Raw genomic sequence first — 22,517 nt, 5'->3', positions numbered from 1 at the left:
AATTTCAAGATTTAACAGCAAAATATTTATTAAAATTTGGCTCAATTATTGATGTGATTTTTACAAATATTTAACCATTCTTTCACCTCTAATTTTTTCTAAAAATGAAAATGAAAAATCTTGTTTGCTTAGTGCTAACATTCCTTATTTTTCAAGCTTGCGGAAGAAAATCAGCCGCCGATTTCAATTCTGATTTTTCATTGTTTAAAGGTATCATTACCAATTTCACCGGAGGACTGGTCTCGGCACAGTCAGACATTAGGGTCGTCTTTGCTTTTGATAAAAAAGAATGGAAAACAAATCAAGTATTAGATTCAGATCTTTTCGACATTTCACCAAGTGTAGATGGAAAAGTTATCGCTTTATCTAGCAATACAATTGCGTTTGTTCCTGAAAAAAAATTAGACCCTAACACCGAATATCAGGTTACATTAAAACTTAAAGATATAATAGAAGTTAAAGAAGAGCTATCTGAATTCAAATTCACTGTTAAAACTTTAAAACAAGATTTCACTGTTAATACAGATGACATACAATCTTACAGTAAAGAATATCAATACTTAAACGGAACTTTAAAAACTGCAGATATCATTGATTTTGAAACTGCTCAAAAATTAATTTCTGCAGAACAAAAAGGAAATGATTTAAAAATCAAATTCATAAAAAGCACTACCTCTGGAACTGAATTCAAATTTATAATAGACAGTATTCAACGTTTTGATGAAGAAAGTATTGTTGAAATCAATTATGATGGCAGCGATTACGATATCGAACAAGAAGGTAAAATAGAATATAATGTTACAGCAAAAAACGACTTCAAAGCCGTAAAGGTGTACAAAGAAGATGAGGAAAACAAAACCTTGTTAATTAACTTCTCTGAACCATTACAAAAAGGTCAAGACTTTAAGGGTCTTATAAGCATTCAAAACACAGACAATCTAAAGTTTTCTACGCAAGGAAATTTACTTAAAGTATATTTTGACAGCACTCTAGCACCAACTGTAGAAGAGGTTACCGAAGTAACTCCTGTTGAAGAAGAACCTATTGCTGCGGCAGAACCCGCTGAAGCAACTATGGTTGTAGACACTGCGGCTTTGGCAGTAGCGGCATCCGAAGCAGTTGATAGTGCAGCAGCTATAGTGGAAACTGAACCTGAACCATTAGCTGTTGAATATGTTGAACCTGAAGAAGATGAAACACCAGTACAAACAATCGCTGGAGAAGTTTTAGTAGAAATCTTCCAAGGAATAGAAAGCGAATATGGAAATAAAATGCAAAAGGATCACAAAACAACCTTTTCATTCGATCAAATTAAACCTAGCATCAAGTTTACAAAAAACGGAACCATACTTCCTAGCTCAAATAATTTAAAACTTAATTTTCAAACTGTAAATTTAGGTGCTGTTGATGTTAAAGTGTATAAAATTTACAAAAACAACATTCTTCAATTTTTACAATACAACGAATTGAACGGCGCGCAAAACCTCAAAAAGGTTGCACAACCAGTCGCTAAAACAACCATTAACTTAAAAGAAAACAAACTCATTAAGTTTAGTGAGTGGAATACATTTGCATTAGACCTTTCAAAAATTATAACTCCTGATCCAGGAGCTATATATAGGGTAGAGTTTTCATATAAAAAGAAGTATTCTTTATATAAATGTGATTCCTCTAATACTGAAGAAGAAAGTGAGGAAGAAGAAATAGATGAAAACGATGTAAACTATAGTAATGATAATTATGATGATTACTACTATGATGATTACGAATGGAGAGAGAGTCAAGACCCTTGTTCATCATCTTATTTCTATAACGCAAAAATTGCTACTAACATCCTTGCTTCAGATTTAGGGGTTATTGCAAAAAGAGGAGAAAACAAATCGTATGTATTTGCTGTTACAAATATTGTGACTACCGAACCTGTTTCGAATGCAAAAGTTGAATTGTATAGCTATCAACAACAAAAGCTAGAAACACAAGCAACAGACAGTAATGGTCTTGCAAAATTCCAATTAAATAAATTCGCTTACTTTGCTATTGTGAGTCAAGGTGATCAATCAACATACGTAAAACTGGATGACGGAAACTCATTATCCCTTAGCAACTTTGATGTTTCGGGAGAAACTCTTCAAAAAGGACTAAAAGGTTATATTTATGGAGAAAGAGGCGTTTGGAGACCAGGAGACAACCTATACCTTTCTTTCATACTTAATGACGCAGCAAATAAAATCCCTGCCTCGCATCCTATAAAATTTAGATTGGCCGATCCTAACGGAAAAGTAGTTTATCAAACAGTTCAAAAATCAAACGAGCTCAATCATTATAGTTTTACAGTACCAACTAATCAAGACGATCCAACAGGAAATTGGGAAGCTATGGTTAGTGTGGGTGGTGCAAAATTCTACAAAAGCATCAAAATTGAAACTATAAAACCAAACCGCCTGAAAATTAAAAATACTTTTCAGCGCACTATGCTTTCTGCTTCACAACCAAATACAAGTTCATTACAAGTAAATTGGCTACACGGAGCTGTTGCAAAAAATTTAAGAGCAGAAATGCAAGCTAAGTTCTCTCAACAAACAACAACGTTTAAAGGATATGACAAATATGTTTTTGATGACTTAGTAAGACAATTTAGCACTGAAGAAATAAACGTTTTCTCTGGTAAAGTAGACGAAAACGGAAAAGCTTCTGTAAAGATAGATCCAAAGCTTTCTGGTCAAGCTCCAGGAATGCTAAGAGCAGCATTCATGACGAAAGTCTATGAAGAAGGCGGTGATTTTAGTGCCGACGTAATCTCGACAACATATTCTCCATACAAAACTTATGTTGGATTAAAACTTCCCGCATTAACCAAATACGAAATGTTAGAAACAAGAGCTAACAATCGCTTTGAAGTAGTTACTGTAGATGAAAATGGTCGCCCTAAACCCGTAAGAAACTTAGAAGTTAAAGTGTACAAAGTAGAGTGGCGCTGGTGGTGGGATGCATCAAATGACAACTTATCAAACTACAACTCATCTAATGCAACAACATCCTACAAAACATTCATCATCAACACAGATGCTCAAGGAAAAGGAAGCTTCTCTTTTACCTTGCGCGACGAAGAATGGGGTCGTTATTTAATTCGTGTAATTGATCCTAACAATGGTCATGCAACTGCGCAGACTGTAAATATTGATTGGCCAGCATGGTCTGGAAAAACAAGAAACACAGATGCTTCAACAGCAAACATGTTAGTTTTTTCTACAGACAAAAAAGAATATGCAGTAGGTGAAAAAGCTCAAATCTCTTTTCCATCAAGTGAAGGCGGTAGAGCATTAATTTCAATAGAAAATGGAGCAAAAGTAGTAGAGACTATTTGGGCAAAAACAAAAGAGGGAGAAACAAAAGTTGAAATTCCTATCACAGGAGAAATGGCTCCAAATGTATACTTCAACATTACGTTGCTACAACCTCATGCAAATACTAAAAATGACTCTCCTATACGTATGTATGGTGTAGTTCCTGTAGAAGTAGTTGACAAAAGCACTATTCTTGAACCTCAACTTAGTATGCCAGAAGTTCTAAAACCTGAGCAAACAGTCAATGTAAAAGTGATTGAAAAATCAGGGAGAGCAATGACGTATACCATTGCAGTTGTTGATGACGGATTATTAGACTTAACGCGATTTAAAACTCCAAATGCTTGGGAAAGTTTTTATGTTCGTGAAGCGCTTGGAGTAAAAACTTGGGACATTTATGATGATGTTATAGGTGCTTATGGCGGAAAAGTAAATCAAATATTTAGTATTGGTGGTGACCAAGATTTAGGTGGTGGAAAAGCTAAAAAAGCTAATCGATTTAAACCAGTAGTTATCTATTTAGGTCCTTTCAAATTAGAAAAAGGTGATACTAAAACACACCAAATAAAATTACCTAAATATATAGGTTCTGTCAGAACAATGGTTGTTGCAGCTAATGCATCTTCAAGTGCTTACGGAAGTGTAGAAAAAACAACTCCAGTTCGTAGTCCTTTAATGACATTAGCGTCGTTACCTCGTAAAATATCTCCTTCGGAAAAAGTGACAATCCCTGTGACTGTTTTTGCGATGGAAAATCATATTAAAAATGTATCGGTACAAATCAAAACAAGCCCTGGATTAAAAGTATTAGGAAAAGCTAGTCAAAGTTTAACTTTTGACAAGCCAGACGAAAAAATGGCTTATTTCAATCTTGAAGTTGGTGCTAAAACAGGCATTGGAAAAGTAACCGTAGTAGCTACTTCAGGAAGCGAAAAGTCATCTTATGATGTTGAAATCGATATGACTAATCCAAATCCAGTAACAAATACTTATACAGATATTGTTTTAGAACCTGGAAGCACTAAAAAAATCAATTGGAAACCATTTGGAGTGGCCAATAGTAATAAGGCAAGACTAGAAATTTCTTCTATACCTACAATTAATCTTAACGGAAGACTTCAATACCTAATTCAATATCCTCATGGTTGTGTAGAACAAACCACATCATCAGTGTTCCCACAATTATTTATAAATGATATAGCAGATATTGATGCAAATCGTAAATCTTTAATCCAACAAAATATTGGAGCAGGTATTCAAAGATTAGGCGGATTCCAATTAGCAAGCGGCGGATTGTCATATTGGCAAGGTAATGGATCTGCAGACGACTGGGGAACCTCTTATGCTGGACATTTCATGATGGAAGCTGAGAAAAAAGGATATCTATTACCAATTAATTTCAAATCTAAATGGATTTCATACCAACAAAAAGAAGCTAAAAAATGGCGATTTGAAGCTAAATATGGAAATGATTTAGCACAATCATACAGATTGTACACATTAGCTCTTGCTGGCTCACCAGATTTATCTTCAATGAATAGATTGCGTGAAACAAAAGGTATTTCTAACGAAAGTAAATTACGTTTAGCTGCCACATATGCATTAGCTGGTCAAAAACAAGCTGGAATGTCTTTATTACTAAAAACGAACATCGATGAGCAAAGCTCTAGATACAGCTACTATTATTATGGCTCTAGCGATAGAAACAGAGCTATGACTTTAGAAACACTAATCCTATTAGACCAAAAACAAAAAGCATTTACCATGGCTAATAAATTAGCCAAAAGTATGTCTTCAGACCTATGGATGAGTACACAAACTACATCATACTGTCTATACGCAATGTCAAAATTTGCAAAATTTAATGGCGGAAAAGGGATTGATGTTCAGTTCAGCAATGCAGGAAAAACATTTGCTGCAAAAACAAACAAATCATTACTAGAACGAAACTTAGTAGTCCAATCAGGAGTAAACGGAGTTACTATTACAAACAACAAGAAGAATACTTTGTATGTTCGTGTTCTTAATTCAGGCATTTTACCTGTAGGGAATGAACAGGTTGTTGAAAATGATGTGAATGCTAAAATTGTTTTCAAAAACAGAAAAGGGCAAGTAATAAACGTTTCTAAAATAAATCAAGGAACAGAGTTTATTGCCGAAGTAACTGTTAGAAACCTTAAAAATGAACGAGTGCAAAACATTGCACTTTCACAAATATTACCATCAGGCTTTGAAATTGTAAATACGCGTTTCACTGACTTTGGAGACGCAACTAATAATGTTGCTGACTACATTGACATCAGAGACGATAGAACTAATTTTTATTTCCCATTAGGTTCTGGCGAAACAAAAACTTTCCGAATTTTGCTTAATGCTTCTTACTTAGGAACGTATTATTTACCAGGCTTACAATGTGAGGCTATGTACGACAATACTTTCCTTGCGAGAACAAAAGGACAATGGGTTCAAGTTGTAAAATAATGTTTTGTAGCGAAACTTCAGGGAATACCAGCCATGGTATTTCCTGCTTTCGTTGCAATCTTTATAATTAAAATTATATAGGATTTACACTTAAACACTCAGTGTTCAACGAACTCCTATAAAAAAATAAGATTTCGTGAGTTAATCAGGGCTATTTAATACACTCTTCGAATTTTTGCCAACTGTGAAAGCAAAGTTTATATCATTATTCCATTCCATTCGGCTTTGGATACAAAACAACAAGAAAAAATCTATTGTGATTTTTATATTGCTTGTTGTCTATTATTTTTCATTACCTCGAACATTATTTAAAGAACCCTACTCTACTGTCATTGAAAGCACTGAAGGAGAATTACTGGGCGCTAAAATAGCCAGAGATGGTCAATGGCGCTTCCCTGCACAAGACAGTGTTCCAGATAAATTCAAAAAATGTATAATTTATTTTGAAGATGAACATTTTAGATACCATCCAGGATTTAATCCTGCAGCAATGTATAACGCTATTAAACAAAACAGACAAGCAGGGAAAATTGTTCGTGGTGGAAGTACCTTAACACAACAAGTAATTCGTTTATCCAGAAAAGGGCAAAAAAGAACCTACTTCGAAAAAGTAATCGAAATAGTTCTAGCCACTCGTTTAGAATTAAGACATTCAAAAAACACAATTCTAGAATTGTATGCGGCACACGCTCCTTTTGGAGGAAATGTTGTTGGTCTCGAAATGGCTTCTTGGCGTTATTTTGGCGTACAGTCTCATCAATTATCTTGGGCCGAAAGTGCTACTTTAGCAGTACTTCCTAATGCTCCAAGCTTGATTTATCCTGGAAAAAATCAAGAAAAATTATTACGAAAACGAAACAATTTACTTCTCAAACTAAAAAATGAAAACATTATAGATGAACAAACGTATGAACTTGCAATAGAAGAACCATTACCTCAAAAGCCTTATGATTTACCACAAATAGCACCACATTTACTACAAAGAGTAGCCAAAAGACAAGAAGGCACACGATTAAAAACAACAGTTAACATTGCGCTGCAAAATCGTGTGAATCAAATAGCACGATACTATTACAGCCAGTACAAACAAAACGAAGTAAACAATCTTGCGATTCTTGTAATAGACATTCAAAACAGAAATGTTATTAGTTACATAGGGAATTCCCCTTCTGATCAAGATCATCAAAAAGATGTCGATATTATTGGAGCACCACGAAGCACGGGAAGTATATTAAAACCACTATTGTATGCTGCAATGATTGATGAAGGAGAAATATTACCCAACACATTGGTACCAGACATCCCCACGCAAATTTCTGGATATACACCTCAAAACTTCAACTTGACTTTTGATGGAGCTGTTCCTGCTCATCGTGCATTGGCACGTTCGTTGAATATTCCTTCTGTATTAATGCTTCAAAGCTATGGTGTGAATAAATTTTATGAAGAATTGCAAAAGTTTAAACTTCGTGACATTTCTAAACAGCCAGATCACTATGGTTTATCATTAATTTTAGGTGGTGCCGAAAGTAATCTTTGGGATTTATGTCGTACATATGCTGGCATGTCTTCTACAGTAAACTATTTCAATACTTCTAACGGAAAATATAGAACTAAAGAATTTTCTGAACTTAACTATGATCATTCCTTCATTCAGGATTTTGGATCTGATAGTGACCAGAAAACAATTTTGGGAGCAGGAGCCATTTGGCAAACATACAATGCAATGGAAGAAGTGAATCGCCCAGAAGGTGATGAAGCTTGGAAGTTTTATGACAGTTCGCTTAAAATAGCTTGGAAAACAGGAACTAGTTTCGGTAATAGAGATGCTTGGGCTATTGGCACAAATTCAAGGTATGTGGTAGGTGTTTGGGTTGGAAATGCTTCTGGTGAAGGCAGACCTTCATTGACAGGAGTTTCAAGTGCCGCTCCAATACTGTTTGATGTTTTTAATCTATTACCAAGAACACATTGGTTCAAACAACCATCAAAAGACTTAGCTCAAGTTGAAGTTTGCAAATTAAGTGGTTACTTAGCTAAGGATGATTGTCCTAAAACAAAACAATTTGTTCCATTAAAAGGAAAAACGACATCGGTTTGTCCATATCACAAAACAGTTCACTTAGACCCAACAGGAAAATTCAGAGTGAATAGTAGTTGCGCTGATGTAGATAATATGATTACTAAAAAATGGTTCATACTACCTCCTGTTATGGAATGGTACTATAAAAACCAACATATAGAGTATTTACCTCTTCCTCCTTTTCTGGAAGGCTGTCAAGGTGCGCAACAAGGTGCGATGGATTTTATCTATCCAAAGGATAATAGAAAGATATATTTAACCAAGAATTTCAACAGTGTTATTCAGCCCGTAATTATAAAAGTGGCACATTCACAAAGAGAGAAAGAACTCTACTGGTATCTTGACAACAAATATATCGGATCTACTAAAACATTTCATGAAATGCCAATAAACACTACAACTGGATTTCATCACATCACAGTGGTAGATGAAACAGGTTTTGAAATTAGAAAGAAGATAGAAATCGTTAGTGAATAATAGCCCCGATTGCAACGGCATCCTTTTAAAATGGGCATTGAGGTTCTCGAAATGATCATTTTAAAAGATACAGTGGAAAGCGGGAATAGCTACAAATAAAAACAAAAAACGTCAACTAAAATTAGTTGGCGTTTATAATAACTAAAATAGTTTCCTCTTTATTTTCCGCCACAATTGTATCTTTCAATCTTCGTTTGATATAATATTCTATTTTATTGAAAACTAATTTATCTTGATTTTCTATAAGTTTCTGTTTTGAATAAATCAGTTTGTTCTTACTATATTTTTCAACATTATAATCTCTAACATCAGGACCTTCAGGCCCACAGTAGACATATTCTTTTAAAATACCATTATCATACTTAAAAATTTTTTCAGTTAAAAATTTATATTGTGAATAAATCAAAAAACATTTTTCAGAATATTGATAACCGTCAGTTTTTGGCATTTCCATCCCTTTTATAAACTGATAGTCTAGATATTCTTTCTTAAGAATTTCATCATTTGTCTTACAAGACATAAATAAAATAATTAAACTACTTAATATAAATTTCTTTTGTTCTTTATGCTTATGATTTATATTGACCATAACTATATTCGCTTATAGTTACAAACTTAAATCATATTGATAAAAACAAAAAACGCCAACTAAAATTAGTTGGCGTTTTTTTAATCTTGAATAGAGTTTCCGTTTTCGTCTAAAAACTTATATTCTAAATACGTGTAAGCGTCACGTGGTATGATTTTCACCCATTTTTTATGTTCAAAAAACCATTTTGAACGTATTGATGGAAAACCTTTTGTAAGGTATGCAGCAATAAAAGGATGCACATTTAAGCGTACTTTCTTTTTTTGCTTGATAATTCTTTCTAAGTCAGAAGCTATTTTTTCGATAATAAGAATAGGTGCATCTATTTCGCCCTTTTCATTATTAGGATCTTCTTCCTTGGTTTTAATATTAACCTCTGGTCTAACTCTTTGTCTGGTAATTTGTACCAGTCCAAATTTACTTGGAGGTAATATTTTGTGCTTTGCTTTATCGTCACTCATTTCTTCTTTCAAGAAATCGTACAATACTTTGCGGTTATCAGGATTTTGCATATCGATAAAATCAACAACAATAATTCCACCCATATCACGAAGTCGTAACTGACGTGCTACTTCTGCAGCAGCAATCATGTTTACTTCTAGAGCTGTTTCTTCCTGATTCGTCGCTTTATTTGATCTGTTGCCGCTATTAACATCTATGACATGCATAGCTTCGGTATGTTCTATAATAAGGTAAGCTCCTTTACTCATAGAAACTGTTTTCCCGAATGAAGTCTTTATTTGGCGCTCTATACTATACTTCTCAAAAAGAGGTACATCTTTAGATTGATAGAGTTTAACGATTGACTCTTTGCCTGGAGCGATTTGTTGTAAATACTCCTTAGTTTCATCAAAGAGCTCCTTATCATCTGTTAAAATTGCACTGAAAGTGTCATTAAAAACATCTCTTAAAATTGAAGATGCTCTATTTAACTCACCCAATACTTTTGAAGGATGATGTGCAGTAGGAATTCGCTTGCACATTGCTGTCCATTTGTCCAACAAATTTTGCAAGTCTTTGTCAATTTCTGCGACTTTTTTGCCTTCGGCTACTGTGCGAACAATAACCCCAAATCCTTTTGGTTTAATAGATTGAACTAAACGTTTTAGTCTTTCTTTTTCTTCTTTTGAGTCAATTTTTTGAGAAATCGAAACTCGATCAGAAAAAGGAACTAGAACTATATATCTTCCGGCCAATGATAGCTCAGAGCTAATTCTTGGACCTTTTGTAGAAATAGGTTCTTTTACAACTTGGACTAAAATAGATTGATTGGCACTTAATACATCACCAATCGCTCCGTCTTTATCAATCTCTGCTTCAAAAGGAAAATTTTTAAGGGAGAAATCTTTTATTTTACCTGCGCTTACAAGTTTAATGAATTTCAACTGAGAAGCTAAATTTGGTCCTAAATCGTGATAATGTAAAAAGGCATCTTTTTCAAAACCTACATTTACAAAAGCAGCATTAAGTCCGGCAACTGGTTTTCTGATTTTAGCGATAAAAATATCACCCACCTGAAAGTTGCTTTTTTCTTCTTCTTTGTGTAATTCGATTAGTTTTCCATCTTTTAATAAGGCAAAATCTACAGCGTCAGAACTTGTTCGAATTATTAATTCTTTATTCATGCGTAAATTTTTATCTGCATTTTTAGATAATAGATAAATAGATAAATAGATGATAGATTTAAAAAAATCTGAAATCTGAAATCTGAAATCTGAAATCTTATTTTACAGATGGATTAAACATTTTTAACAGGCAAATTACCCGTAGATTTATAAATGAAATATAGCTTTTAAAAACTGTATTTAAATTCACAAATCTTAATTTCAATGAACGTTTAAAAAGAAAAAAGTAGTTTAAGAACTACTTTTTCTTTTTATGACGATTAGCTCTCGCTCTTTTTTTACGTTTGTGAGTAGCTACCTTATGTCTTTTTCTTTTTTTACCACTTGGCATAACTTTGTAGTTTTATTGATTAGTAAATTATTTTGCTTCGTTGTTTGTTTTAACGCCTTCTACGAAAACTTTAGCAGGCTTGAATGCTGGAATGTTGTGAGCAGGAATTTTGATAGTTGTGTTTTTAGAAATGTTTCTACCAGTTTTTTCAGCTCTAGTTTTAACGATAAAACTTCCGAAACCTCTTAAGTAAACATTGTCTCCTGTTTCTAATGAATTTTTCACTTCATCCATAAAAGATTCAACTGTAGCTTGTACATCTCCTTTTTCCAACCCTAATTTGTCAGCAATTTTAGCTACGATATCTGCTTTTGTCATTTTATTATATAAATTTAAGTTTATGTAATTTTTTGAGTGTGCAAATATATAAATTAAAAAAACAATATTTCAACTATAACCGATTAAAATTTAATAACATAAAGATTTATTTTTGCGAACCAATTTATAACAATGAGTTTTAGTAAGACATTAATTACGTGGTATTTAGCCAACAAAAGAGATTTGCCCTGGCGAAAAACAAATAATCCATACCAAATTTGGCTATCAGAAATTATGCTTCAGCAGACTCGAGTAGCTCAAGGTTTGCCTTATTTTTTGGCTTTTACAGAAGTATTTCCAACTGTTTTTGATTTGGCTAAAGCCGATGAAGAAAAAGTGCTAAAACTATGGCAAGGTTTAGGCTATTACTCTAGAGCTAGGAATTTACATGGCACTGCAAAATATATTTCAGAAGAATTGAATGGGGAATTCCCTAACAACTACAAAGACCTACTAAAACTTAAAGGAATAGGAGAATATACTGCGGCTGCAATAGCTTCTTTTTCATTTAATGAATGCGTACCCGTTGTAGATGGAAATGTTTATCGAGTCCTTTCGCGATATTTTGATATTGAGACCGATATTGCTTCAAGCGGAGCTAAAAAAGAATTCACCCAGTTAGCTTCAGAATTGATAGACAGTAAAAATCCAGCTCTATTTAACCAAGCTATAATGGAATTTGGTGCTTTACAATGTGTTCCTAAAAGTCCAAACTGTGATTCATGCCCACTTAACAACTCCTGCTTGGCACTTGCCAAAAACAAAATCAATCAACTTCCAGTAAAAATTAAAAAACTGAAGATTAAAAATAGATTTTTTAATTACCTGTTAGTCCTTGATTCTTCGAACAAAGGAATCATAAACAAAAGAACTCAAAAAGGAATTTGGCACAATTTATATGAATTACCATTAATAGAAACCGAAGAAAAGGAGAAAGAAGAAATTATAGAGTACAAAATCAAGTCACTTTATGAAGACATAAACTCTATAACCTTATTAGAGAGTGAATCAGTAATTCACAAACTATCTCATCAACATTTACATATAACTTTCTGGAAAGTAAGGACAAACACAACTTTAGAAAATGGATTAGATTACGAGAGCCTAAAAAAACATCCATTCCCAATAGTGCTTCACAATTTTCTTGATAACAATAAATACTGATTTTTTGTGTATATTTGATGTTCACAAATAATATAAGCCATGAATGGTACATTAAACAAAGTAATCCTAATAGGTCATTTGGGAGATGAAGTGAAGATGCATTATTTTGAAGGAGGAAACTGCATAGGAAGGTTTCCACTAGCTACCAATGACATCTATATTAATAAAACAACAGGAGAAAAAATTACTTCGACCGAATGGCATAATGTTGTAGTTCGTAACAAAGCTGCAGAAATTTGCGAAAAATATCTTTCTAAAGGAGATAAAATATATGTTGAGGGAAGAATAAAATCTCGCCAATGGCAAGCCGAAGATGGCACAACAAAATACACTACAGAAATTCAGGTAACCGAATTTACTTTTTTAAACACTAAAAAGGATTCGGAAATGTTAAAATCACAACCCGAAACTCCAAAAAGCACTAATTTTGACAACCCTATAGAAAACGATTTACCTTTTTAATACCATAGAGATGTCAAGAAAACATTTGAGCTTTTTTCTTTTTTGCGGATTATGCATCAGTATCATAAGCTGCAAAGATGATGTGTTACCAAAACCAAAAGCCTATTTAAGTTTAGACTACCCAAAACCAAACTACACTAAATTTGATAAAGCTTGTGGTTTTACATTTGAGTACAATTCTATTGGAAAAGTAGTTGATCAAGGCAGTTGTAATTTTCATATAGAATATCCTAAACTTAAGGCCACTGTTTATTTAAATTACAAACCCGTAAACAAAAATATCGATGCTCTTTTGCGTGATGCCCAAAAACTTACTTACGAACACGTAATTAAAGCAGACGGCATTGTAGAACAACCTTATGTAAACGATAAAAAGAAAGCGTACGGAATGTTTTATGAAGTAGGCGGAAATGCAGCTTCTCAATCTCAGTTTTATTTAACAGACAGTACAAAGCATTTTTTAGCTGGTTCAGTTTATTTTTATGCTAGACCTAATTTTGATTCGGTTTTACCTGCCGCACATTATATTAAGAATGATTTACGAATGCTAATGGAATCATTAGAATGGAAATAAAAAAGCTCCGAGTAATCGGAGCTTTTTTATTGAATGAAAATATTATTATAATGTTCCTTCCACCTTAACGTTTGATGAACAAGACTTTTTAGAAGTACAACAACCTTCTTTTTTCTTTGTAGTTGTAGAAACTTCGGCAGTTTTTGAAGCTTCTTTAGTAGCAGTTGTTTTCTTTTTTTCCTGCTTTGGCTCTTGATAATTCATTGCTTTATCAGCAGTATTTTTTACGTTAGATACTTTATACGTTTTACCATCGGCAACAGCCTCAACAGTTTCAACTAATTTTTCTGGAGTTTGAACAGCTGCATCATAATCTACAGTAGCTGTTTTCTTTTCAAAATCTACAGTGGCTTTTTGAACACCATCTAATCCAGCCAGTTTATTTTCGATTGTTTTAGCACAACCCATTGCACAAGTCATTCCTTCAATATTGAAAGTTGTTGTCTCAGCTTTTGCAACAGCTTTAGAATCTTTATTAGTAGTTTCAGCTACCGCGTTTGTATCTGTATTAGAAACTGACTCTTCTTTTTTACAACTTACCAAAGTAATTCCTGCAACTACTAAAGCTAAAATTGATAGTTTACTATTTTTCATAATTCTTTTTTTGATAATTGAATAAACAAAAGTATTGATTTTGGCAATTCATATACAAACAATAACATAATTTTGGGAAATCAAAATTTCACTATGTTATCTAAAAACAACAAATGGTTCTTACTAATACTGCTTTCTTTAATTTGGGGTAGTTCTTTTATATTGATAAAACGTGGTTTAGTTGGATTAAACCCTTTCCAACTGGGTGCATTACGAATTATTTTTGCCTGTCTATTTATGGTAGTTGTTGGATTTAAAAGCATTTCTAAAATACCAGTTACTAAATGGAAATATGTTGCCATAACCTCATTATTTGGAAATGGATTACCTGTGTTTTTATTTGCTTATGCACAAACCGGCATTAAAAGTTCTGTGAGCGGAATTTTAAATTCCTTGACTCCTTTATATACTTTATTAATTGGCGTTTTAGCTTTTGGATTAGGTTTTGTAAGAAATCAAGTTATAGGAGTTGTTTTAGGTTTAACAGGTTGTTTGCTGCTGGTTTTCTTTGGAAAATCGGCTAGCGGAGTGACCAACTATTTTTGTGCATTTTTAGTCGTTATCGCAACTATGTGCTATGCGTTAAATGTCAATTTAATTAAGAGATATTTATCAGATGTTAGTCCGCTGGCAATTACAACAGGAAACTTTCTAACATTATTGATTCCCGCATTGATTATTCTTTTTGCAAATGGCTATGCCGATGTAATGACGCAACCTGAAGTCATTCATTCGACACTTTTCATGATAATTTTAGGAATGGTAGGAACCGGAATTGCTAATATTTTATATTACCAGTTAATACAAATTACCTCCCCTCTTTTTGCTTCATCAGTAACTTATTTTATTCCTATTGTAGCGATGAGTTGGGGGATGCTTGATGGAGAAACTTTAAATTTTATGCAACTTGCAGGAGCTGGTGTAATTTTGAGCGGAGTTTATTTAGCAAGTAAGAAATAAAAAAGCGGGATTAACCCGCTTTTATTTTTATAATATTGTTTTATTCAATTGCTTTCACAACTGCTTTTTCAGCTTCTTTACGTGAACCATCGAAACCATCGATTCCTGAAACTGTAGTGTATTTTAACACATATTTTTTCCCAGGATTGATTCTGTTATAAACACTTTGACACATTAAAGTCGCTTCATGGAAACCACACAAAATCAATTTTAGCTTTCCTGGATACGTATTCACATCACCTATGGCATAGATTCCTTCGATATTGGTTTGATAATCTAAAGCGTTGTTTACTTTGATGGCATTTTTTTCAATTTCTAATCCCCAGTTGGCAATAGGGCCTAATTTAGGAGTTAAACCAAATAGCGGAATGAAATAATCACATTCTACATTTTGACGAGCAGTTCCTACTTGAATATCTACTGCAGTAATGCGTTCAGAACCATTGAACCCAATAACCTCTGCCTCTGTAATTAACTTGATTTTACCTTGTTGCTTCAATTCCTGAACTTTTTCTACTGAATCTAAAGCACCACGGAATTCATTTCTTCTGTGTACTAAAGTCACTTCTGAAGCTACGTTTGAAAGGAAAATTGTCCAGTCTAATGCTGAATCACCACCACCAGAGATTACAATTTTTTTATCACGGAATTTTTCAGGATCCTTTACAAAATACTCTACACCTCTATCGTCTTGCTCATAAAACTCAATATCTTTAAGCAAGGGTTTACGAGGTTCAAAAATACCTAATCCTCCTGCAATAGCAACTGCTTTTGCTTTGTGTTCAGTTCCTTTGTTAGTAGTAACAATAAATGTTCCGTCATCTAATTTTTGGATTTTTTCGGCAACTTCGTTTAAGGTAAAACCTGGTTGAAATTGTTTGATTTGTTCCATCAAGTTATCAACCAATTCTCCTGCATTTACTGAAGGATAACCAGGGATATCAAAGATTGGTTTTTTAGGATATAATTCGGTTAACTGACCACCTGGTTGTGGCAAACCGTCAATTAAATGACATTTTAATTTTAAAAGACCAGCTTCAAAAACAGCGAACAATCCTGTAGGACCAGCGCCTATAATAAGTATATCGGTTTCGATCATTTTGATTAATTTTAAAAGTCCAAAGTTAATCTTCTTTGGACTTATTTTTTATGATATTAGTCAGTTGCGTGAGGGGTTGAAGCGGCATCCTTTTTGATAGGCATTTCGCACTTCGACAGGCTCAGTGACCTTCAAAATGCACTATCAAAAAGATATAGCGGAAGACCCGACCCAAAGGGTCACGCCCATCCTTCGACACGCTCAGGATAACATTAAGCTACATTTACCACAGTTTCTATTTGTGGCGCGTATTTTTTTATAGTGGTTTCTACACCTGCTTTTAGAGTGCTAATGCTCAAACTGCAGCTTGTGCAAGCGCCTTCTAAACGAACTTTAACATGTTTATCGTCTTCGATTCCAACAAGAGTAATATCACCACCATCGGAATTTAAAAACGGACGAATTTCGTCTAATGCTTTTAAAATGTTTTGTTCTAATTCTTGATTTGTCATCATTTTGAGTTTACAGTATCTAAATACTATTTTTTAACAGCTGAACATCCAGCCATTGTTGTTATTTTGATTGCTTCTGTTGGTGGAAGGCTATCGTTACGATTTACTACTTCTTGAACAGTGTTTCTAGCAATTTCTTCGAATACTTTTTCTAATGGAGAAGCGGTTTGTAAAGCTGCGGGACGACCATAATCTCCTGCTTCGCGAATGCTTTGCACTAAAGGAACTTCTCCTAAGAATGGTACTTGTAAATCTTCGGCTAGGTTTTTAGCACCTTCTTTACCAAAGATGTAATATTTATTATTTGGCAATTCTTCTGGTGTGAAGTAAGCCATATTTTCGATAATTCCTAAAACTGGCACATTGATGCTATCAGACAAGAACATTGACACTCCTTTTTTAGCATCAGCTAAGGCTACTGCTTGTGGAGTACTTACTACAACTGCTCCTGTGATAGGTAACGATTGCATAATTGATAAGTGAATATCTCCTGTTCCTGGAGGTAAATCGATTAATAAGAAATCTAGTTCGCCCCAAGCTGCATCAAAAATCATTTGGTTTAACGCTTTCGCAGCCATAGGACCACGCCAAATAACCGCTTGACTAGGTGCTGTAAAGAATCCGATAGAAAGCAATTTGATTTCATAGCTTTCGATAGGTTTCATTTTCGATTTTCCGTCAACTTCTATCGAAATAGGTTTTTCGTTTTCAACGTCAAACATGATTGGCATTGAAGGACCATAAATATCAGCGTCTAAAACTCCAACTTTGAATCCCATTTTACCTAAAGTCACTGCTAAATTAGCTGTTACAGTAGATTTTCCTACTCCTCCTTTTCCAGAAGCTACTGCAATAATATTTGAAATTCCAGGAATGGCTTTTCCTTTAATCTCGTTTGCTTTTTCAGGAACTTCTACTTTGATATTTACTTTAACCGTAATTTCTGGTGAAAATGTTTCGTGAATTAATTTACGAATATCATCTTCTGCACGTTTTTTAATATGCATTGCCGGTGTTGCCAATACTAAATCGACAACAACCTCATCGCCAAAAGTAATCACATTTGTTACTGCTCCACTTTCGACCATATTTTTTCCTTCACCAGCAATAGAAATGTTCTCTAATGCTTTAAGGATTTCTTTTCTATCTAATTTCATTTTTTATAATTCAACTTCAGTTATCTTTATTTAAACTGATTTTAGATTGCAAAGATAATCAGAAGTTTAAAAGTTTAAAAGTTTGAAGGTTTAAAGTTTTGTTATAGTGTTATAAAAGCAAATTATAGTTGAATATCAGGTTGCCAAAAATATTTATCGAAGTCAACGATTTGATTGTTTACAACTTCAACTCCTTCACTTTCTAAAAGTTGTTGCATTAAGCTAGTTCCGTCAAAATGATATTTTCCAGTAAGTACACCGTTACGGTTTACCACACGATGTGCAGGCACGTCTTCCATATTATGCGAAGCATTCATTGCCCAGCCCACCATTCTTGCTGAACGAGCAGTTCCTAAAGCTTTAGCAATAGCACCATAAGAAGTTACTCGACCTTCAGGGATTTGCCGAGCGATTGCATATACTCTTTCGAAGAAATTATCGTTATCTGGATTTTTCTTAGCCAAAGCAATGAGTTTTAAAACTTATAATAGTATCTAAGAATATTATATAAAGTTAGTAATGAAACTAATCCTGTAATTGTTCCCATGATAATATTCATGTTTTTAAGTAGGAAAACAGCTTTAGATTCAATTTTCTGGAAATAAGCCATATAGGCATAAAAAACCGCAAAGCTTCCTAAGACGACACCTATTACAAATGATAATCCAGAGATTGTATCGAAAGTGAAATATCCATATGAAGCTAACGTTATACTAACAAAGACATAATAAGGGATTGGAAAAAAATTAATTGCTGAAATAAGCATCCCTAAAAAAAATCGGCTCTTTTTACTCTTAATTCGGAGCTCGTCTTTTAGTTTTACTTTGGGTGCTTTAGCGATAAAAATAAAGTAGATTGTTAGGATTGTAAAAATTCCAAAGCCTATTTCGCGTAATAAAATAACCACTTCTTTATGACCATCTATGTATTGAGCAAAAACAATAGCAACTAATGTTTGAATAAAAACAACCACAGAAGCTCCTAATGTAAACATCATGGCTCTAGTTTTACCGTCTTGAAGACTAATTCTGGCAGCAGTCATATTAATGATTCCTGGAGGAGCAACTCCCACAAGCGCAGTCAAAAAACCAAAAAATAACGGCAAAATTAAAGCCATCTAGAAGTTTATTTTATTTTAAATCGAATATACGTAATTGCCTTGTTAATTTCCAAATATTGTTTTTCGTAAAAAGTCTGAATATCTGTTACTTCTTTAGGTGACCCTTCGTTTTTATACACATTATGATTTGCATACTCTACTTCGTGTCCTTCACCGTGCAATAATCCAAGCGTATAACCGTGCATGAATTCTGAGTCTGTCTTTAAATTCATCACACCATTAGGTTTCAAAATTCTTTTGTATAATTTCAAGAATTCTGAATTGGTCATTCTATGCTTAGTACGTTTGTATTTTATTTGCGGATCTGGGAATGTAATCCAAATTTCATCCACTTCATTTTCAGCAAAAATATGTTCGATTAGTTCGATTTGAGTTCGCACAAAAGCTACATGATCCATTCCATTTTCTACCGATGTTTTTGCTCCTCGCCAAAAACGAGCACCTTTTACGTCGATACCAATATAGTTTTTATCTAAATTTCTTTCGGCTAAACCAATAGTATATTCACCCTTACCGCATCCAAGCTCTAAAATAATTGGATTATCATTTTTAAAAAAATCTTTATTCCACTTTCCTTTTAAAGGAAAATTCCCTGAAACCACTTCTTCTCTCGTAGGTTGAAAAACGTTAGTAAACGTCTCGTTTTCCTTAAACCTTTTTAATTTATTCTTACTTCCCACAACTAAACTTAAAATTTTGGTAAAATTAAGGAAATATACCGCAATGAAAATACATTTATCTTTACATTTAATGTAAATTATTGTAAACGAATCTGTATTGATTTTTTGCAGACGCAATTCCTGCTATTCGCTATATCTTTTTAATTGAGACACTTCGACTTGGCTCAGTGTACAATTAAAAAGGATGTCGCTACTATCAGGGTTAAATAACAAACTGTATCGCATATTTGTAAACTTTGGAGAATACATCAAAAAAAATTTTGGTTGCCCCATTAAACTGGGGACTAGGTCACGCCACACGTTGCATACCTATCATTAAAGCTCTTGAAACTCATAATTTCACTCCTGTTATTGCATCAGACGGTGTTGCTTTAGATTTATTGCGAAAGGAATTTCCACATATAGAATCTATCGAATTGCCTTCCTATAATATTGAATATCCAAAAAACGGACAATTCTTTAAACTGAAGCTTTTGGCGAATAGCCCTAAGATGATTGATGCCATTCTAGAAGAAAAAAAATTGGTTAAAAAAATATGCAAGGAGTATAAAATTGAAGGAATAATTTCTGACAACAGACTAGGCGTTCGATACAAAAAAGTCCCTTCAGTATTCATCACCCATCAACTTAATGTGATGACAGGAAACACAACTTGGCTTACAAGTAAAATGCATCAATACATCATCAGTAAATTTGATCAGTGCTGGGTTCCTGACGTCGATTCTAAACCTAATCTTACAGGAAAATTAGGCCACTTAGACACACACCACAACGGCATTAAATACATTGGCCCGTTAAGTCGTTTGCATAAAAAACAACTAGAAAAAAAGTACGACTTAATGGTTATCCTTTCTGGACCTGAGCCACAACGAACATTGTTAGAAGAAAAACTTACTGAGGAACTTCAAACATACAAAGGCAATATTTTGTTTGTTAAAGGCAAAATCCAACCTCAACAGACTATTGAAGAAAAAGAGCAATTTACATTTTACAATTTCATGAATTCCTCAGAATTAGAAAAGGCGTTCAATGAAAGTGAACTTATTTTATGTCGTTCTGGATACACTACTGTTATGGATTTAGCCCAACTTGGGAAAAAAGCCTTTTTTATTCCAACTCCCGGACAATATGAGCAGGAATACTTGGCAAAAAAATACAAAAAAGAAGGATTAGTTCCTTACTGTAAACAAGATAGTTTTAAAGTAGAAAACTTACTTGAGGTAGCATTATATAAAGGACTAAGAGATTTTAAAACCAATGTTAGTTGGAAGAAGCTTTTTCAACTTTTTCAAGAGTAAAGGAAAACTCTGAACCTTTTCCAAAGGTACTCTCTACATAAATTTTTTCATCGTGAGCCTCAATGATATGCTTTACGATTGACAAACCAAGCCCTGAACCTCCTTCAGCGCGATTGCCACTTTTATCTACACGAAAGAAACGCTCAAACAAACGAGGGATATTTTGTTTTTCGATACCTTCACCGTTATCAGTAATTCTTACAATAACTTTATTGTTTGTTAAATCTTCGATTCCTATCTCGGTTGATCCACCTTCTTTGCCATACTTGATAGAGTTCATTACTAAATTTAGCATAACCTGCTGAATTTTTTCATAATCTCCTAAGACGTAAATTGGTCTATAATATTTAGAATCAAAACTTAGTGAAATATCCTTTTTATTGGCTTGCATTTCTAGCAAATCCATAATATTTTGAGATAATTCTACAATATCAAACTCAACTAATTCTAAACTCTCATCTCCCATTTCCAGTTTACCAATCATGTCGAGATCTTCTACAATATAAACGAGTCTTTCTACTCCTTTTTCGGCTCTTTCTAAGTATTTTTTTCGCAATACTTTATCTTTATGAGCGCCATCTAATAAGGTAGAAATATAACCTTGAACCGTAAACAAAGGTGTTTTAAGTTCATGAGAAACATTACCTAAAAACTCACGTCTATATTCCTCGCGGTCTTTAAGCATTTCAATCTCTAATTTTTTATCTGTAGCAAACTTTTTAACCTGTTTGGTTAAAGTTGCCATATCTGTAGTAATAGATTGGTTTCTAAATTCTGAAGAATCTAAAAAGGAAATGTCATCATATATCTTTTTAACTCTCCTATAAATGAATCTTTCAACTCTATATTGAAGAACAAAAAAGGAAAATACTAATATTGAAACTCCAAAAGTTAAACTAAAAAGCCAATTAAACTCGAAGAAAAAATAACTCAGTATTGAGATAAAACCAACAGAAAACAATGATATGTAAAGCGCCGATTTAACAGCAAATTTGTATGTTTTCTTAAAGCTAATACTCATTAAAACTCAAATTTATAACCAACTCCTTTGATGGTTTTAAAAAGATCTTCTCCTATTTTTTCACGTAATTTTCTAATGTGAACATCAATAGTTCTACCGCCCACAACCACTTCATTACCCCAAACTTTATCAAGGATTTCTTCTCTCTTAAATACTTTTCCTGGTTTAGAGGCTAACAAATAGAATAGTTCAAATTCTTTACGAGGTAAAATAATCTCTTCACCATCTTTATTGATTTTATATTCTTCTCTATTTATTTCTATACCTCCTACAGATAGATTTTCAGAAGAACTTTCCTCATCTTTCAATCTGCGTAACAAAGCTTTTACTTTACTCACCAATACTTTGGGTTTGATTGGCTTTGAAATATAATCATCTGCCCCAGCATCAAATCCAGCTACTAATGAATAGTCTTCATTTCTAGCTGTTAAAAATGTAATTATAGTTTGACTTAATTCAGGTGTTTTTCTAATAATCTCACACGCTTCCATTCCATCCATTTCTGGCATCATTACATCCATGATTATAAGGTGTGGTTGGTGTTTTTTTGCTTTTTCTATGGCTTTTTTACCATTTTCTGCAGTAAATATTTGATACCCTTCTTGTGATAAGTTGTAACCTACAATTTCTAAAATATCTGCTTCGTCATCAACTAACAAGATCTTAATATCTTTCTTTTTCATATAAG

The 22,517-nt window shown here is 33.4% G+C and carries 19 protein-coding genes; 7 read left to right on the top strand and 12 right to left on the bottom strand.

Annotated elements, in window-relative coordinates:
* The first annotated feature begins 104 nt into the window (after positions 1-104).
* Together BUC09_RS03155 and pbpC are read left to right on the top strand one after the other, a co-directional pair.
* A complete protein-coding gene (locus tag BUC09_RS03155) occupies positions 105-5,825 on the top strand; it encodes an alpha-2-macroglobulin family protein (RefSeq protein ID WP_073308595.1) in 5,721 nt (1,906 codons plus the stop codon).
* A gap of 265 nt (positions 5,826-6,090) precedes the next feature.
* Positions 6,091-8,385 (top strand): penicillin-binding protein 1C, encoded by a 2,295-nt coding sequence (gene pbpC / locus BUC09_RS03150; protein ID WP_394332999.1) that lies wholly within the window; start codon positions 6,091-6,093, stop codon positions 8,383-8,385.
* 121 nt (positions 8,386-8,506) lie between these two features.
* On the opposite strand, the gene BUC09_RS03145 is transcribed toward pbpC, so the two are convergent.
* From BUC09_RS03145 to BUC09_RS03135, 3 genes are all read right to left on the bottom strand, one after another.
* Positions 8,507-8,905, bottom strand: a complete 399-nt coding sequence (locus BUC09_RS03145) for a hypothetical protein (RefSeq protein ID WP_143161855.1) — start codon at positions 8,903-8,905, stop codon at positions 8,507-8,509.
* Between the two features lie 149 nt (positions 8,906-9,054).
* Complete coding sequence (locus tag BUC09_RS03140) at positions 9,055-10,599, bottom strand: Rne/Rng family ribonuclease (RefSeq protein WP_073308589.1); 1,545 nt, start codon at positions 10,597-10,599, stop codon at positions 9,055-9,057.
* A gap of 358 nt (positions 10,600-10,957) precedes the next feature.
* A complete protein-coding gene (locus tag BUC09_RS03135) occupies positions 10,958-11,272 on the bottom strand; it encodes an HU family DNA-binding protein (RefSeq protein ID WP_262487717.1) in 315 nt (104 codons plus the stop codon).
* 108 nt (positions 11,273-11,380) lie between these two features.
* On the opposite strand from BUC09_RS03135, the gene mutY reads away from it, so the two are divergent.
* From mutY to gldD, 3 genes are read left to right on the top strand one after another with little or no spacing between them, the layout of a single operon-like run.
* Positions 11,381-12,412, top strand: coding sequence for an A/G-specific adenine glycosylase (gene mutY / locus BUC09_RS03130; RefSeq protein ID WP_073308585.1), 1,032 nt, complete (start codon positions 11,381-11,383; stop codon positions 12,410-12,412).
* A 39-nt stretch (positions 12,413-12,451) separates the two neighbouring features.
* Positions 12,452-12,874 (top strand): single-stranded DNA-binding protein, encoded by a 423-nt coding sequence (locus tag BUC09_RS03125; protein ID WP_073308583.1) that lies wholly within the window; start codon positions 12,452-12,454, stop codon positions 12,872-12,874.
* Between the two features lie 10 nt (positions 12,875-12,884).
* A complete protein-coding gene (gldD, locus tag BUC09_RS03120) occupies positions 12,885-13,448 on the top strand; it encodes a gliding motility lipoprotein GldD (protein ID WP_073308581.1) in 564 nt (187 codons plus the stop codon).
* 45 nt (positions 13,449-13,493) lie between these two features.
* Here the strand turns inward: gldD and BUC09_RS03115 are convergent, their stop codons facing one another.
* Positions 13,494-14,042 (bottom strand): cation transporter, encoded by a 549-nt coding sequence (locus BUC09_RS03115; protein WP_073308579.1) that lies wholly within the window; start codon positions 14,040-14,042, stop codon positions 13,494-13,496.
* 93 nt (positions 14,043-14,135) lie between these two features.
* On the opposite strand from BUC09_RS03115, the gene BUC09_RS03110 reads away from it, so the two are divergent.
* Entirely contained in the window at positions 14,136-15,002 is an 867-nt protein-coding gene (locus tag BUC09_RS03110) for a DMT family transporter (protein ID WP_073308577.1), read from the top strand.
* Between the two features lie 40 nt (positions 15,003-15,042).
* Here the strand turns inward: BUC09_RS03110 and BUC09_RS03105 are convergent, their stop codons facing one another.
* The 6 genes from BUC09_RS03105 to trmB form a co-directional block, all read right to left on the bottom strand.
* Positions 15,043-16,101, bottom strand: coding sequence for an NAD(P)/FAD-dependent oxidoreductase (locus tag BUC09_RS03105; RefSeq protein WP_073308574.1), 1,059 nt, complete (start codon positions 16,099-16,101; stop codon positions 15,043-15,045).
* Between the two features lie 212 nt (positions 16,102-16,313).
* A complete protein-coding gene (locus BUC09_RS03100; protein ID WP_073308572.1) occupies positions 16,314-16,553 on the bottom strand; it encodes a NifU family protein in 240 nt (79 codons plus the stop codon).
* A 26-nt stretch (positions 16,554-16,579) separates the two neighbouring features.
* Positions 16,580-17,710 (bottom strand): Mrp/NBP35 family ATP-binding protein, encoded by a 1,131-nt coding sequence (locus tag BUC09_RS03095; RefSeq protein ID WP_073308570.1) that lies wholly within the window; start codon positions 17,708-17,710, stop codon positions 16,580-16,582.
* A gap of 122 nt (positions 17,711-17,832) precedes the next feature.
* Positions 17,833-18,174: an MGMT family protein gene (locus BUC09_RS03090; protein WP_073308569.1), complete on the bottom strand. Its 342-nt coding sequence runs from the start codon at positions 18,172-18,174 to the stop codon at positions 17,833-17,835.
* An 11-nt stretch (positions 18,175-18,185) separates the two neighbouring features.
* Positions 18,186-18,827, bottom strand: a complete 642-nt coding sequence (locus BUC09_RS03085) for a lysine transporter LysE (RefSeq protein ID WP_073308567.1) — start codon at positions 18,825-18,827, stop codon at positions 18,186-18,188.
* Between the two features lie 8 nt (positions 18,828-18,835).
* Positions 18,836-19,510 (bottom strand): tRNA (guanosine(46)-N7)-methyltransferase TrmB, encoded by a 675-nt coding sequence (trmB, locus tag BUC09_RS03080; RefSeq protein WP_073308565.1) that lies wholly within the window; start codon positions 19,508-19,510, stop codon positions 18,836-18,838.
* 236 nt (positions 19,511-19,746) lie between these two features.
* Here trmB and BUC09_RS03075 point away from each other — a divergent pair, with 236 nt between their 5' ends.
* Entirely contained in the window at positions 19,747-20,808 is a 1,062-nt protein-coding gene (locus BUC09_RS03075; protein ID WP_073308563.1) for a glycosyltransferase, read from the top strand.
* Here BUC09_RS03075 and BUC09_RS03070 read toward each other — a convergent pair.
* Together BUC09_RS03070 and BUC09_RS03065 are read right to left on the bottom strand one after the other, a co-directional pair.
* Positions 20,771-21,829 (bottom strand): sensor histidine kinase, encoded by a 1,059-nt coding sequence (locus BUC09_RS03070; protein ID WP_073308561.1) that lies wholly within the window; start codon positions 21,827-21,829, stop codon positions 20,771-20,773. The two genes, BUC09_RS03075 and BUC09_RS03070, sit on opposite strands and share 38 nt — an antisense overlap.
* A complete protein-coding gene (locus tag BUC09_RS03065; protein WP_073308559.1) occupies positions 21,829-22,512 on the bottom strand; it encodes a response regulator transcription factor in 684 nt (227 codons plus the stop codon). Before BUC09_RS03065 ends, BUC09_RS03070 begins: the two co-directional genes overlap by 1 nt.
* Positions 22,513-22,517: the final 5 nt, after the last annotated feature.

It is taken from the genome of Flavobacterium terrae (assembly GCF_900142035.1).
Taxonomy (GTDB): Bacteria; Bacteroidota; Bacteroidia; order Flavobacteriales; family Flavobacteriaceae; genus Flavobacterium; species Flavobacterium terrae.
This window is presented reverse-complemented; position numbering and strand designations above follow the sequence as displayed.